This window comes from Faecalibacterium sp. I4-3-84 (genome assembly GCF_023347255.1).
Taxonomy (GTDB): Bacteria; Bacillota; Clostridia; order Oscillospirales; family Ruminococcaceae; genus Faecalibacterium; species Faecalibacterium taiwanense.
The window spans coordinates 1,048,164-1,062,890 of the sequence record NZ_CP094466.1 but is presented as its reverse complement, the minus strand read 5'-3'; the positions used below and the strand labels follow the sequence as shown (position 1 = coordinate 1,062,890).

Genomic DNA, 14,727 nt, shown 5'->3' with positions numbered 1-14,727 from the left:
GCACACTCCTTATCTCTCGTGATGCTGCATCCGTTCGTCCTCCCGGAAGAACAACGCAACATTCTGCTTTGCGGTTTTCAGTTTGAGCAGCTCCTCTTTGGCTTCCTTGTACTGCTCGTAGAACTTTGCCTTTTCGGATGCCAGCTGCGCATACTCGGCTTCTAGCTTTTTCGGGCTGGGCAGCTTGGTGATGTTGTTTGCCTTAAAATAGGCTGCTGCCGCTCGGTACGCTGTCAGCTCTGCGCGATGCTGTTCCTCAAAGGCTGCGGGGCGCTTGGCGGTCTTTAACTGCTGGGCAACATTCTTGGTGCTGGTATAGGCTGCGACATGATAGCGCAGCTCTTTGTTGAATTTCATGCGACCTTCGAGGTCTTTCACCACTGCCAGTGCATCGTGATACTTGGTTTCCAGTTCAGCGATGCGCTGGTTCAAGGTGTCCTCGTCGGTCAAGCCCTTTTCCTGCAGAAGCTTCACGGTCTGTGCCATAACTTTGAGATTGTGTTTCGTGAGCCAACGCTTATAGCCGATGCCCTTGCCCTCGGTCATCCTCGACTGGATGTCGATCAGTTTCCCGATGGTATCCTGCTTGAACTGCGCCTTGGGTTTGCGTTCGGTATTTGCCTGCAACGTGGCAAACACGGCTTCCTTGTCGTAGTTGTCACCGAGATGTTTCGCCCGGATGAACTTTGTCCTTCCGGCGGGCAGATAGCTGAGCCGCCCACGGCTTTCCTTGACCGTGATGCCGTACTGTTGCATAAGCCTGTCAGAAAAATCTTCAAAGCTCGTGGCGCAGTACAGCACCGAAGAAATCTGTTTCCGTACTTGCGGTTTGCCAGCAGACAGGCTGTTGCAAAGGAGAAATCGCCACACTTAAGCGTATTGAGCAGATACGATTCCCGCAGCTTCGGCTTGCCCTGTTCATCCAGAAGCTGCTTTCCGGTGAACTCATCGTGCTGGTAGATCAGGTACGCTTCAACGGCAGAGTAGTCTGAATTTTTAGAGGCGATATGCTTGAGCGTTGCCATACAGTTCACCCAGAACTTTCTCGGCGTGGAGCCGGAAGGCGGTCAGGTCTGCAAGTTCGTCAAGGATTTTCGCTCGGATCTGCTCGGTGTCCGCACCGCCAGAATTGAAGTGCCTTGCAAGCTGGTTGAGGTTGGTGCCCACCTTGCTGCACTGGGCAAGCAGAGTGGAAACGGCAGTCAGGGTTTCTTCGCCACCACTGGTAACGATGACTGTTTTCTCGATCTTAACGTTGTGGATGGCGCGGCGGATAAAAGTGGAGAGGGAGAGATTTAGGAGTTTGCAAGTGAGTTCCAGTGACGCTTTTTCCTCCGCTGTCACACGGAACTTGATGATGTGCGTTTTGTTGTTCGGCGTGTCGTGGTGCTGAGAATTGCTAGGAATCGGTTGAACATTCGTTTTGGTCATTATACCTCCTGTCTGTTCGATAACTCCTCGGTGAAGTTATGTAAGCACGACACGCCGTTGCTGTTCGCACCGTCAGGTGCGAACTATGAGCAGGGTTTGGGGTGGGACCGCGTTTGCGAAGCGCAGCGCAGTCTGCGACAGCAGATGGAGGGGCGTTGCCCCGACAAGCGCTACCCCAACAAGATCACTTCGGAAATGCAGACGCATTGCAGAAGTGAAGTCCCGGATGGCCAGGAAATTTTCAAGAATTGAAAATTTGTGGCCACGGGACGGTTCTTGCCCTCTACCGCTGCGCTTAAAATGCATTTTCAACAAATGTTTCCGAATTGTTAAGACGCAAAAATAAGTAGAGGTGATGCTGCTCATGCAAGGGGTCACCGTTTGCTCCGAACGAAGTTCCTGCCCCTGTTTATGCAGCGGCGTTGACAAAAAGCCGGTATCACGTTCGGACGGCTCATGCGGTTGTCAAGGTGCAACTTTCCAGAAAAGAAAAATACCGCCACGCAGTACAGGCGAAGAATTTTGTCGGGGTGAAACGGCGGCAAAATGATCGGGTGTGTTGTGGGGCGGTACATTCTTTCTGGGCAGTCATCCGCTGAAAGCGGTGGTTATCACGGTGAGAACCACCACTTTTCGGCAGGATTTGGAATAAAGGGTAGCATGGAAGTGTGGGTGCGTCAAGAGAGTTTTGCAAAATTTATCGTGATAAAGCAATGATGGTAGAGCTTATACCCTCGAAACTTGGATAAAGGCACAAACACCGTTTGATTATGAGTAAAGTACCATGAAGAAAAGTTTGATTGGTTTGTTCCTTTTGTAAGTCACAATAATAGCGGATATTACTGTAGCTGTTGAACGCTTTTGCTTGATTGTTGGAAAAAGTGCGATATAATGAGTACAACCGATTCATAATTGTGAGCAGGGAACAAAGGAATTCCGCATGAACAAGAAAATCACGATCCGTGACGTTGCGCAGGCAGCAGGCGTTTCTATCAGTACAGTGCATCAGGCCCTGAACGACAAACCGGGTGTCAGCGATGCCACGCGGGAACACATCCGCATGATCGCCGACAATCTGGGCTACCGGCCCAACAAGATGGCTTCCGGCCTAAAGCGCCGAACCCAGCACATCGCTGTGCTGCTGCCAGATGAGAGCGGCCACAACCGCTTCTATTACCCGCCTCTGTGGCAGGGCGTGCGGGACTATCTGAAAAGCTCGGAAGACCTGAACGTAGAGTGCCGGGAATTCCGCTTTCCGAATGAAGTTGACCCGGCTTCCTCCGGCGCGGTGGAGCAGGTGCGCGCCCTGCTGGCAGAAGACAAACTGGACGGCCTGCTGACGGTGGGCCATCTGGAAGCACTGAGCCGGCAGGAGTGGCAGCATGTCCGCGACAGCGGTGTGGCAGTGGTGCAGGTGGGTTTCAGCAACCCGCAGTCGGCACCGCTGTGCAGCGTACAGCCGAACTACGAGGTCATCGGGCGGACAATGGCCGAGCTGATCTTCAGCCATATTCCTGTGTTCGGCAGCGTGGTGCTCTGCGCGGGCAGCCCGAAATGGGAGCAGCACGCCCGCATCGTGCAGGGCTTTGAGGATTACATGCAGGAGAACGGTGCGCAGAACCGCATCTATCTGGATCACTCCTGCTATATCAGCCCGGAGGCGCAGGCATCCATCCTGCATCTGCTGGAAAAGCCGGACGTTGCAGCCTGCTGCAGCGTGCTTTCGCAGAGCAGCGTGATGCTGGCGCAGGCGCTGCAGCAGTGCGGCAAGGCTGGCCGGATCTTTGCAGTGGGCAGCGATGTGTTTGCGGAAAACATGACGGCCTTGCAGGACAAAGTACTCAACAATCTGGTGCAGAAAAACCCCTATGCACAGGGATACCTGGGCATCAAGACACTGGTGGAGTATCTGGTGCAGGGCAAAGCGCCGGAGCAGAATACCATCTATGTTGGCTCCGAGGTGGTATTCCGCAGCAATGCCGTAATGTATGACAGCGGCAACTTCCGGGGGCTTCTGATTTAAAACAGAATGCAAACGAAAAGGGGCTGCTGCACAAGCTCCAACAAAAAGACCAGAGTTATTTAGCCAAAAGGCTTTACAACTCTGGTCTTTTGCTTTAACGTTGACAGTACGAAATGAAACGGATAAAGCAGGAAAAAGGGCTGCTGCACTGGCTTATATCCTTGTGCAACAGTCCTTTTTCCATGGAGATAATGGGGTAAATGGGAGAGAAAAATGAGCAGGTAAGAAAATAGCGATTTGCAGATCAGCCCTTATACTCGAGCTTACGGTAGCTGCGGCAGCTCTTCTCGATGAGATCCCAGTCTAGCTCGGCGCCGACGCCGGGGCCCTGCGGCACATGGATGATGCCGTGCTCATCGATGGGCAGCTTGCCCTTCATGGGCAAGGTATAGTTCTCTTCGGGCACAAAGTACTCAAAGTATTCGCAGTTCTTGATGGCGCAGCTGACATGCAGGTTGACCAGATCCATGTAGTTCATGGTGGTGGTGTGGATCTCGCAGTTCAGGCCGAAGGCTTCGGCCAGATGGGCGATCTTCAGTGTGCCGGTGATGCCGTCCTTCCAGCTGACATCCGCGCGGACGATGTCGGCGGCGTGCTGGGCGATGACCTGCGCCACGCCCCAGTGGCAACCGCGGGTGGTCTCGGTGGCAGCAATGGGAATATCCAGCGTGCGGCACAGCTCGGTGTATTTGTACAGTTCAAAGTCGCGAAAAGGCTCTTCGAACCACTTATAGTTCAGCTTTTCCAGCTGGCGGCCAACGGTAACGGCCTCGTTCAGGGTATAGTCGCCCACCGGGTCGCTCATCAGCAGGTAATCGGGGCCGACAGCATCGCGGATAGCCTGATGCACTTCCATGTCAAAGCTGACCGGTCCGCCCGGATGTGCCTTGTAGCCGGGGATGCCTTTGCTCTGGTAGTACAGGGCTTCGTCCACGTATTCCTTGACTGTGCCGTGGAAGTTGCCGCTGGCGTAGACCGGCAGGCTGTCGCGGCAGGCACCGATATACTTATAAAGAGGCAGGCCGGCTTCCTTGGCGCAGATATCCCACAGGGCCACATCCACCGGGCCGGGCAGGAACACCGGGAAAAACGCTTCGTGGCGGTCGATGGTCCACAGCTCCTGGAAGATGGCCTCGCGGTCATGGGGATCACGGCCCAGCACCACGGGACCGATGCTCTCCTGCAGGTAGGCTTCGCTCACAGCGCCGCTGCGGGCAGCCATACAGGTGGCAACGCCTTCAATGCCGGTATCGGTGGTCAGCTTGATGGCGATCACATCCCAGCCCATCTTAGCGCCGCCCTGACGCTTTTCGTCAAACAGGCAGCGGCCGCGCTCGACCCACCATGTCTCGAATTTGGTAATAATCATCAAAAGCACCTCTTTCTTTTTGGTACAGGAATATTCCGGCTGAATCTCTGCCTTGCGGCAAAAATTGTTTGACGGAACTGCGTCGATTAATCAAAACGAAACGTTTTTGCTTGATTATAATGCAAAAGGCGATGGATGTAAAGCATTTCCAGAATTTCGGTAGTAAAATCGGCACACCGCCAAAACGGTTTTGCCAAAAACTGTGCTAATTGACAAAAATGAATGCGAAACAGGAGAAAAAATCTGAAAAACATTGACCTCAGGGTGGGAACGTGCTAAGATATTGACAATGAAAGTCGAAAAAAACGTTTTTGTGACAAGGGCGCGGCGCGGCACGAGGACGCCGTCCCCACCCCGGTTCCACACGATTCCAAACAGCCAAAGAGAGAAAAAGGAGATTTCTTATGAAAAAGGCAATTTCTCGTCGTGACTTCCTGAAGGTCGTTGGTGTTTCTGCAGCTGCTCTGGGCATGACGGCATGCGGCGGTTCTTCCGCTTCCACCTCTACGGCAGCTTCTTCCACCGCTGCTTCTTCTGTTGCAGCTTCTGCAGCGGGCGCAGGTGAGGGCGGCTCCGGCAACGACTTCACCCTGACCTGGAACGAGGTCAACGGTGAGGACTACGGCGCAACCGTGGGCGCACACACCTTTGCCGAGAAGATCGAAGAGCTGTCCGGTGGCCACATCAAGATCGACCTGTATATCAACGGCACTCTGGGTTCCGAGGCCGAGTCCATGCAGGGCATCCAGATGGGCACTCTGGATATCTTCCGCGGCAACGCTTCTTCCCTGCCCAACTACGGCGCAGAGCTGATCGGCACCACCGGCCTGCCTTACGTCTTCAAGGACATGGCACAGTTTGAGGATGTTGCCGAGAGCAGCCTGGGCGACGAGCTGCTGCAGAGCGTCGAGGATGCAAACTGCGGCTACGTGGCTCTGGGCTGGCTGGTCGAAGGCCCCCGCAGCATGTTCATCACCCCGAAGGTCTACGAGCGTCTGGGCAAGCCCACTGAGTTCACCCTCGACCTGATGAAGGGTCTGAAGGTTCGCGTTCCCGAGACTGACCTGATGATCAGCACCATGGATGCTCTGGGCGCTTCCGCCACCGCAATTGCTTATTCGGAGCTGTACACCTCCCTGCAGTCCGGCGTCGTCGATGCCGCTGAGAACGGTGTCACCTCTTACATGAGCAACAGCTTCAACGAGGTCGCTCCCTACTTCATCACCGATGCACACACCTTCGGCTGCGGCGTCATCCTGATGAACGCCGACAAGTGGAACGGCTTCAACGACACCGAGAAGGGCTGGATCAAGGAAGCTGCTCTGGCAGCCCGCGCAGCCTGCTATGAGTACAACCAGAAGCAGGAGCAGGCATGCTTCGATTCCTTCGGCGACAAGGGCATCACCCTGCTGGAAGTTGCCGACATCGAGAAGTGGCAGGAGGCCTGCGCACCTCTGTATGCAAAGCAGAGCACCGATGCGCAGGATATCATCGCAAAGATCCAGGGCGGCAACTACTAAGCTCCGGCAGACCGTTCTGACGGATCAATAAGGTACGAACGTTCCCCGCGGCTGGCAACGGTCGTGGGGAATTTTAAAAACAAGCAATAAGGAGTCGATTATGGACAAATTCAGAGCCGTTTGGGAAAAGGTCGACGCCGCACTGTTCCAGATCCTGCGCCACATCTGCGCGGTCATTCTGGGTGCACTGGTGGCCGTGGTCTTTTACATCTTCTTCGGGCGTTATGTGCTGCACAACTCTCCCATGTGGGGCGAGCCGTTCTCGCTGCTGTGCCTGGTGTGGCTGAGCCTGCTGGGCAGTGTGCTGGTGGTGCGCAAGAACGAGCATCTGGCTGTGACCATGTTTGACGAAAAGCTGGGCAAGACCGGTGTGTTCCTCACCGACATCCTGTCTACTGTCTGTGTGGTGGGCTTTTCCATCTTCCTGATCGTGTACGGCATCAAGCTGGCACAGCAGGGCGCAAACAACAACATGGCAGGCATCAATGTGCCGTATTCCTTCATGTACAGCGCACTGCCCGTGACCGGCATGCTGAACATCTTTGCCGTGATGGGCCACTGGGTGCTGGGTCGAAAGGAGAGCAAGTAAATGTCGACTGCAACGATCGCAACCATCCTGCTGCTGGGCGTGTTCCTGGTGCTGGTGTTCCTCCGTGTGCCGGTGGTCTACGCCATCGGCGTGGCGTCTCTGCTGGACTTCTTCTATCTGGGCATCAACCCCATGCAGATGGCTCTGAAATTTGTCAGTAACCTGAACTCCTATACCCTTCTGGCCGTGCCCTTCTTCATCCTGATGGGTGAGCTGATGAGCGCCGGCGGCATCACCGATACCCTGATCGATTTTTCCAAAGAGCTGGTCGGCTGGATGCACGGCGGCGCTGCCATGGTCAACGTGGTGGCATCCTTCTTCTTCGGCGGCATCTCCGGTTCTTCTTCCGCAGACTGCGCCTCCCTTGGCCCCATCGAGATCAAGATGATGGAAGAGCAGGGCTATGACCGCGAGTTCTCCACCTGCCTGACCATGGCGTCCTCCGTGGAAGGCATTCTGGTTCCCCCGTCTCAAAACATGGTCATCTTCACGCTGGCAGCTGCCGGTGTCACCACCGTCTCCATCGGCCAGCTGTTCGTGGCAGGCTACATGCCCGGCGCTGTGCTGAGCATCGTGCTGATGGTCTACTCCTACTACTACTCCAAGAAGATGAACATCCCCGTCACCGGCAAATTCAACCTGAAAGCCTGCATCAAGGCCTTCTTCCACGCCATCTGGGGCATGCTGGCCGTCATGTTCGTGGTCGTCGGTGTCATCGCCGGTGTCTTCACCACCACCGAGTCCGCAGCAGCTGCTGTTGTGTGGTCTCTGTGCGTCGGCCTGTTCATCTACAAGGGCTTCTCCTTCAAGGATATCCCCCACATCTTTGCAAACGTTGTTGAGACGCTGGGCAAGGTGCTGATCCTGCTGGGCGTGTCCGGTGCATTCACCTACCTGCTGACCTACCTGCGCATCCCCACCATGATTGCTACCGGCCTGTTCTCCATCACCAGCAACAAGATCATCATCCTGATCCTGCTCAACATCCTGATGCTGTGCCTGGGCTGCCTGATCGAGATGGCCTGCCTGATCCTGATGCTGACCCCCGTCATCCTGCCTATCTGGATGCAGCTGGGTCTGTCTCCCATCCATCTGGGCATCGTCATGGTGCTGAACCTCGGCATCGGCCTGCTGACCCCGCCGGTCGGCTCCACCCTGTTCATCGGTTCCGCCATTTCCGGCATCAAGATCGAGACTCTGTCCAAGAAGATGGTGCCCTTCTATATCACCATGTTCATCGCGCTGATCATCCTGACCTACTTCCCGCAGACCTTTATGTGGCTGCCCAATCTGCTGTACTGATTGCCGATGGAAACAGTAAAACTGCCGCTGGGGGCACGGCTCTGGTTTGCAGATGCCCCTGAAGACCCCAAAGGCATCGTGCTCATCTGCCCGGGCGGCGGTTACCAGTGGCTCTCGCCGCGTGAGGCCGAGCCGGTGGCCAACGCCTTTACCGCAGGCGGCTGGGCGGCGGCGGTGGTGTACTACACCGTCCGTGAAACGCCGGCACAGCCTCCGCTGGGCACTCTGCCGGTGCGGCAGCTGGGCGAAGCGGTACAGACCGCAAAACAGCGCTTCCCGGCGCTACCGGTGCTGGTGTGCGGCTTTTCGGCCGGCGGCCATCTGGCCGCAAGCCTCGGCGTGCACTGGAAGGAGCTGGGGCTGCCCCGCCCCGACGGCATGATCCTGGGCTATCCGGTGATCACCGCAGGAAAGTACGCCCACCGCGGCAGTATCCAAAATCTGGCCGGTTCGGACGATCCGGGCTGGTATTCGCTGGAAACGCAGATCACGGCAGATACGCCGCCTGCCTTCTTCTGGCATACCGTCACCGACCCGGAAGTGCCGGTGCAGAACAGCCTGCTTCTGGCAGGTGCGCTGAGCGCGGCCGGTGTGCGCTACGAAATGCATCTTTATCCCCGCGGAGTGCACGGCCTGAGCCTGGCAACGCCTGAAGTGGACGAACCGGCAAAACACCGCCTTGCAGACCCGCACATTGCCGGCTGGTTTGGGCAGTGCCTGGAATGGCTGGATACCCTGAGAACAATAAAGGAGTGACTTCCCATGGCTATGTGGAAAAACGACGACGAAATGTTCGCCCTGATGAAAGAAAAGCTGTATACCCCTGTGGTGGGCGATATTCTGGACCAGATGGGTTATAAGCACCAGTTCCTGCCTGCTTCCATCCGTCCGCTGGCAGCACAGGTGCCCACGGCACCCTACATCCTGCCCGGGGAGACCGAGGACAAGCGCCTGAAGGTGGCCGGCTATGCCTGCACCGTGCTGGAGAACGATGTCTTTGAGTACCCCGAGGATAAGCCGTTTGGCTATATGACCGAGGCGCTGGACGATCTGAAACCCAACGAGATCTACATTGCCACCGGTGCGCACAACAGCGCCCTGTGGGGCGAGCTGCTCACCGCCTGCGGCAAGGCCCGCGGCGCTGTGGGCGCTGTGCTGGACGGCTATACCCGCGATACCCCCAAGGTCATTGAGCAGAACTTCCCGGTGTTCTGCTCCGGCACCTGGGCACAGGATTCTTCCGTCCGTACCTATGTGTTCAAGTGGCGCTGCCCCATCGAGATCGGACAGGTCACCATCCACAACGGCGATATCGTGTTTGGCGACATCGACGGTGTGCTCATCATCCCGAAGGACGTCGCCCCCGAAGTGATCGAGAAGGCGCTGGTCAAGGCCAGCACCGAAAAGACCATGCGCAAGGCCATTGAGGACGGCATGATGGTCACCGATGCCTTTGCCAAGTTCGGAGTGCTGTAACATGGACGAAAAGCAGAACGCCTTTCAGATCGACCTTGCGGACAATGTGGCAACCGCCCTGACACCGCTGGTGCCCGGTCCTGTGGAGCTGCGCGGCGATGCCTGTGCTCCGGAGGTGCAGGCCACCACCGAAGTGCCGGTGGGGCACAAGATCGCCCTGCGGGATATCCGTAGCGGCGAGGACATCGTGAAGTACGGCGTCGTCATCGGTCGCGCAACGACGGATATCCCGGCGGGCAGCTGGGTACATCTGCACGTGATGCGCAGCGTGTACGACCAGCGTTCCAGCCATTTGGATGTCCGGACCGGTGCGCCCAAGGACACAAAGTACGAGTAAAGGAGAGGCTTTTATGGATTGGAATGAACTGCAAAGCCTCACCTGGCCCGGCTACGCCCGCAAAAACGGCGCAAAAGGCATCCGGAACCGGGTGCTGGTGATCTATACGGTCAAGTGCGCCGAGTTTGTGGCCCAGCAGATCGTGGCAAAAAGCGGCAGCGCCGAGGTGGAGCTGCTGGGGTTCGACGGCTGCACCGATAATCAGTATGCCGTCAACCTGCTCATCAGCTTTATCCGCCACCCCAACGTGGGCGCGGTGCTGGCGGTGGGCCTTGGCTGTGAATATGTCCAGCCGGAATGGCTGTCCAAGATCGCGGACGAAGAAGGCAAGCCCACCAGCTGGATGTTCATCCAGAACGAGGGCGGCACGCAGCCGGCCATCCGCAAGGGTGTGGACTGGGTGCAGAATACCCTGAAAGAGCTGGAAAACACGCCCCGCGTGGAGATGTCGGTAAAAGATCTGGTCATCGGCGCAGAATGCGGCGGCAGCGACTACACCAGCGGTCTTGCCGGCAACGTCGTGGTCGGCCGCTTCTATGACTGGCTGGTGGATCAGGGCGGCACCGCGATCTTTGAAGAGATCGTGGAAGCCATCGGTCTGGATCACCTGCTGCTCAAACGCGCCGCCTCGGAGCAGGCGGCAAAGGAGCTGCGCTATACCTATGATAAGGCGCTGGACTATTGCCGCAGTGTGCGGCAGTATTCGGTCAGCCCCGGCAACTTTGCGGGCGGCCTGTCCACCATTGAAGAAAAGAGCATGGGTGCCGTCATCAAGAGCGGCTCCCGGCCCATTCAGGGCGTCATCAAGGTGTCCTGCCCGGCACCCCACCCGGGCCTGTGGCTGCTGGATTCCACCCCGGACCCCTACTGGATGCAGTTCGGCATCACCAACCCCAATGACAACGAAGGTCTGATGGACCTTGCCAGCTGCGGTGCCCATATCGTGTTCCTCGTCACCGGACGCGGCAATGTGGTGGGCAGCGCCGTGGCACCCTGCATCAAGATCACCGGCAACGGTGCGACCTATGCCCGGATGGAAGGGGACATGGACTTCAACGCCAACCCCGTGCTGAAGGGCGAGTGCACCCAGAGCGAGCTGGCCCGCCGCCTGACCGAGCTGGTGGTAAAGACCGCCGCCGGTCAGCCCACCAAGAGCGAAGCGCAGGGCCACCACGAGTTCTTTGTACCGTATAAATATCAGGAAAAGCAGGTCGCTTTCAAGCGCGCCTGCGAAGAATGAGGAGGGCTGTTTCCATGGCAGCATTTACCGAAGAACAGATGAAGGAGTTCAGCATCAAGAACTGGTACGACCTGTCCGGCCAGGTGGCTGTTGTCACCGGCGGTGCAACGGGTCTGGGCCTTGCCATTACCCGGTGCCTTGTTTCCGCAGGCGCAAAGGTGGCCATTGTGGCTTCCCGTGCACCGGAGCTGGTGGCCGATACGCTGGCCGAGTTCGGCGACAAGGCGGTATATTACCAGTTCAACATTACCGACACCGACCATGCCCAGGAGCTGGCCGACAAGATCACTGCCGAGCAGGGCCCGGTGAGCATCCTTGTCAATAACGCCGGCAACCACTGCAAGAAGTACATCTGGGATATGACCGTGGAGGATTACAAGAGCGTGCTGGATGTGCATCTGGTGGGTGCTTTTGCCCTGACCAAGGCGTTTGTTCCCCAGATGAAGGAGCAGGGCCACGGCCGCATCATCTTCCAGGCCAGCATGACCAGCTACATCGGTCAGCCGCAGGTGGCAGGTTACTCCACCGCAAAGGCCGGTTATCTGGGCCTGATCCACACCCTGACCGCAGAACTGGCCGAGTATGGCATCACCGTCAACGCCATTGCACCGGGTTGGATCGACACCCCGATGTTCCACAAAGCTACCGATAATGACCCGCCGCGTCTGGCCAAGATCATGGGCCGCATCCCCGCCAAGAGCGTGGGCGACCCCATGGACGTCGGCATGTGCGCAGCATTCCTGTGCAGTGACGCAGCCCGCTACATCAGCGGCACCTGCATCCCCGTGGATGGCGGTGCCCTGATCGGCTTCTGATGAAAACACGCCCACCCATCCGGAACAGACGGGTGGGCATTTTTGGAGGATATCTGATATGAATAACCGTTTCAGCGAAGAGCTGTTCCTCACCAATGAGACCGGCAAGATGCTCTACCACAAGTATGCAGAGCATATGCCGATCATCGATTACCATTGCCATCTGCAGCCCGTGGAGATCGCCGAGAACAAGGAGTTTGAAGATCTGGGCGAGATGTGGCTGCGCGGCGACCACTACAAGTGGCGCTGTATGCGCACCTTTGGCATCGACGAGAAGTACATCACCGGTGACGCCAGCTACTACGAAAAGTACATGAAGTTTGCCGAAATTCTGCCCCAGCTGGTGGGCAACCCCATCTACATCTGGTGTGCACTGGAGCTGAAGCGCTACTTCGACATCGACGACCCCCTGACCGCAGCCAATGCACAGGAAATTTATGACCGCACCAAAAAGCTTATCACCGAAAAGCACATGACCCGCCGCTGGTGCATGGAGCACAGCAATGTGCGTCTGGTCTCCACCACCGAAGACCCCATCGACGATCTGCGCTATCACAAGGCGCTGAACGAAGAAAAGATGTTCACCCGTGTGATCACGGCGTTCCGCCCGGACAAGGCCATGTTCTGCACCAATGCAGATTTCGCAGCCTATCTGGACAAGCTGTCTGCAGCCGCCCAGCAGCCCATCGGCAGCTTTGCCGACATGCTCGGTGCGCTGGAAAAGCGCCTGCAGTATTTCCAGCAGGTCACCGGCACCACGGTCAGCGACGACGGCATCCCCTACTTCAACTGGGCCGATTACACCCCTGCCGAGGTGGAGGGTATCTTTGCCAAGGCCCGCAGCGGCGGCAAGCTGACCCGGCACGAGATCGACCAGTACCAGAGCGCCTTCCTGTTTGAGATGGCCCGCATCTACAACCGCAATCACTACGTCATGCAGCTGCACATCGGCACCTATCTGGATGCCAACACCAGCCATGTGAAGAGCGTGGGTCAGTCCACCGGGTTTGACTGCTGCGACGATGCCGCTCCGGTCAAGGGCGTGGGCGAACTGCTGAACAACCTGACCACCATCGGCGAATTGCCCAAGACCATTATCTACCCGCTGGACGGCACCAAGATCGAGACCTGGGCCATTCTGGCTGCAGGCTTCTGCGATAACGGCACCAAGGCCAAAGTCCAGCTGGGCGCACCCTGGTGGTTCAACGATCAGGCTTTCGGCATCCAGCGCCAGTTCGAGGCCTGCGCCAACCTCTACCCCGTGTCGCTGTCCGTGGGTATGCTCACCGACAGCCGCAGCTTCATCTCCTACCCCCGTCACGAGCTGTACCGCCGTGTGCTGTGCAATTATCTGGGCAGCCTGGTGGAGCGCGGAGAGTACTTCTCCGGCGAGGAAGAGCTGAAAAAGACCATTGAGAATGTCTGCTTCAACAATGTCAACGAGTTCTTTGACTTCAACGTCGAGATCTGATAGGAGGAGAGCACTATGGCAGATCTGAAAGGAAAAGCCGGTATCGTCACCGGCGGCAGCAGCGGCATCGGGTTCCAGATCGCGAATGTGCTGGCCGAGGCCGGCGCAACGGTCTATGTCATCAGCCGTACCGGAAAGCCCAAAGAGGGCGTGGGTGAAAGCGCCCCCAGTGTCGTACACCTGAAAGGCGATGTGGGCGACGTAGAGGCCATGAAGGTCATGGTCGCAGACCTTGCCGCAAAGCACGGCGGCTGCCTTGATTTTCTGGTCAACAACGCCGGTGTCAGCTTCAAGTGCCGCGCCGAGGACTTCCCCATGGAGCAGTTTGACAACATCATGAACGTGAACGTCAAGTACCTGTTCGAGATGAGCGTTGTCTGCTACCCCTACCTGAAAAAGAGCGCCGACAAGGGCCGCATCATCAACATCACCAGCATGAGTGCGCATCTGGGCTTCAGCGAAGTGGTCCCCTACTGCACCAGCAAGGGCGCTGTGCTGGCCATGACCCGCGCACTGGCTGTGGAGTGGGCACAGGACAACATCACCGTCAACAGCATTGCTCCGGGCTGGTTCCGCAGCAAGATGAACGAGCAGGTGGTGGATGCCGCCCGCGAGCAGAAGATCCTGAACCGGATGCCGCTGCACGCATACGGCGACACCCGCGATCTGGGCAAGATGGCCGAGTTCCTGGTGGGCGACGGTGCATCCTACATCACCGGACAGGATTTTGCCGTCGATGGCGGAGCACTGGCCTTTGGTTATTGATTCCTTGGTTTAGTTCAGGATATAATTGGCTGGAGGAGGTAATAGAGAAGCCAGAGCAATCGCGATGGAAAAACTCTTCAGCGAGAATCTGTAAATGAGAAAGGCCCATCTGTCTGCTGCAACGACGAGCATAGCAGACAGGTGGGCCTTTTTTCAGAACAGGGGATTTTTCTATTACATTATTCCGCAAAATATGGTATATCATTATACGAATCAAAATTTTGAATGAACGCTCCACCGTTCATTGATGTAAAAGAGAGGTGTCTGCCATGACTGCCGTGATCTACGCTCGTTATTCCACTGACAACCAGCGAGAAGAATCCATCGAAGGCCAGATTCGTGAATGCACTGCCTATGCGGAGAAGAACGGCTTTAAAGGCGCACAACAT

The 14,727-nt window shown here is 57.0% G+C and carries 13 protein-coding genes and 2 pseudogenes; 12 read left to right on the top strand and 3 right to left on the bottom strand.

The genetic code is table 11. The features are described from left to right. Window positions 1–9: 9 nt before the first annotated feature. A pseudogene (locus MTP41_RS05280) lies at window positions 10–1,025 on the bottom strand (hypothetical protein). Then, a complete protein-coding gene (locus MTP41_RS05275) occupies window positions 997–1,431 on the bottom strand; it encodes a plasmid mobilization protein (RefSeq protein WP_249236363.1) in 435 nt (144 codons plus the stop codon). Before MTP41_RS05275 ends, MTP41_RS05280 begins: the two are co-directional and overlap by 29 nt. A 940-nt stretch (window positions 1,432–2,371) precedes the next feature. On the opposite strand from MTP41_RS05275, the gene MTP41_RS05270 reads away from it, so the two are divergent. Beyond that, on the top strand, window positions 2,372–3,454 hold the full coding sequence (locus MTP41_RS05270) for a LacI family DNA-binding transcriptional regulator (protein ID WP_097776312.1): 1,083 nt from the start codon (window positions 2,372–2,374) through the stop codon (window positions 3,452–3,454). 244 nt (window positions 3,455–3,698) lie between these two features. On the opposite strand, the gene MTP41_RS05265 is transcribed toward MTP41_RS05270, so the two are convergent. Further along, window positions 3,699–4,823 (bottom strand): enolase C-terminal domain-like protein, encoded by a 1,125-nt coding sequence (locus MTP41_RS05265; RefSeq protein WP_097776313.1) that lies wholly within the window; start codon window positions 4,821–4,823, stop codon window positions 3,699–3,701. Window positions 4,824–5,227: 404 nt separating this feature from the next. Here MTP41_RS05265 and dctP point away from each other — a divergent pair, with 404 nt between their 5' ends. The 11 genes and pseudogenes from dctP to MTP41_RS15700 all read left to right on the top strand — a co-directional run. Further along, complete coding sequence (gene dctP / locus MTP41_RS05260; protein WP_249236362.1) at window positions 5,228–6,343, top strand: TRAP transporter substrate-binding protein DctP; 1,116 nt, start codon at window positions 5,228–5,230, stop codon at window positions 6,341–6,343. Between the two features lie 100 nt (window positions 6,344–6,443). Then, the gene (locus MTP41_RS05255) at window positions 6,444–6,932 is read left to right on the top strand and encodes a TRAP transporter small permease (RefSeq protein ID WP_249236361.1); all 489 of its coding nucleotides are present in this window, start codon (window positions 6,444–6,446) and stop codon (window positions 6,930–6,932) included. After that, window positions 6,933–8,234, top strand: coding sequence for a TRAP transporter large permease (locus MTP41_RS05250; protein WP_249236360.1), 1,302 nt, complete (start codon window positions 6,933–6,935; stop codon window positions 8,232–8,234). It begins immediately after the preceding gene. 6 nt (window positions 8,235–8,240) lie between these two features. Further along, window positions 8,241–8,990 (top strand): alpha/beta hydrolase, encoded by a 750-nt coding sequence (locus tag MTP41_RS05245; RefSeq protein ID WP_249236359.1) that lies wholly within the window; start codon window positions 8,241–8,243, stop codon window positions 8,988–8,990. Window positions 8,991–8,996: 6 nt separating this feature from the next. Next, window positions 8,997–9,710: an RraA family protein gene (locus MTP41_RS05240; RefSeq protein ID WP_249236358.1), complete on the top strand. Its 714-nt coding sequence runs from the start codon at window positions 8,997–8,999 to the stop codon at window positions 9,708–9,710. Between the two features lies 1 nt (window position 9,711). Next, the gene (locus MTP41_RS05235; RefSeq protein WP_249236357.1) at window positions 9,712–10,047 is read left to right on the top strand and encodes a UxaA family hydrolase; all 336 of its coding nucleotides are present in this window, start codon (window positions 9,712–9,714) and stop codon (window positions 10,045–10,047) included. Between the two features lie 13 nt (window positions 10,048–10,060). Next, window positions 10,061–11,287, top strand: coding sequence for a UxaA family hydrolase (locus tag MTP41_RS05230; protein ID WP_097776320.1), 1,227 nt, complete (start codon window positions 10,061–10,063; stop codon window positions 11,285–11,287). A gap of 14 nt (window positions 11,288–11,301) precedes the next feature. Further along, window positions 11,302–12,102, top strand: a complete 801-nt coding sequence (locus MTP41_RS05225) for an SDR family NAD(P)-dependent oxidoreductase (protein ID WP_179859575.1) — start codon at window positions 11,302–11,304, stop codon at window positions 12,100–12,102. Between the two features lie 58 nt (window positions 12,103–12,160). Then, the gene (gene uxaC, locus MTP41_RS05220; protein WP_249236356.1) at window positions 12,161–13,573 is read left to right on the top strand and encodes a glucuronate isomerase; all 1,413 of its coding nucleotides are present in this window, start codon (window positions 12,161–12,163) and stop codon (window positions 13,571–13,573) included. Window positions 13,574–13,588: 15 nt separating this feature from the next. Next, window positions 13,589–14,338: an SDR family NAD(P)-dependent oxidoreductase gene (locus MTP41_RS05215; RefSeq protein WP_249236355.1), complete on the top strand. Its 750-nt coding sequence runs from the start codon at window positions 13,589–13,591 to the stop codon at window positions 14,336–14,338. Between the two features lie 269 nt (window positions 14,339–14,607). Then, a pseudogene (locus MTP41_RS15700) lies at window positions 14,608–14,727 on the top strand (recombinase family protein); the annotation flags it as partial.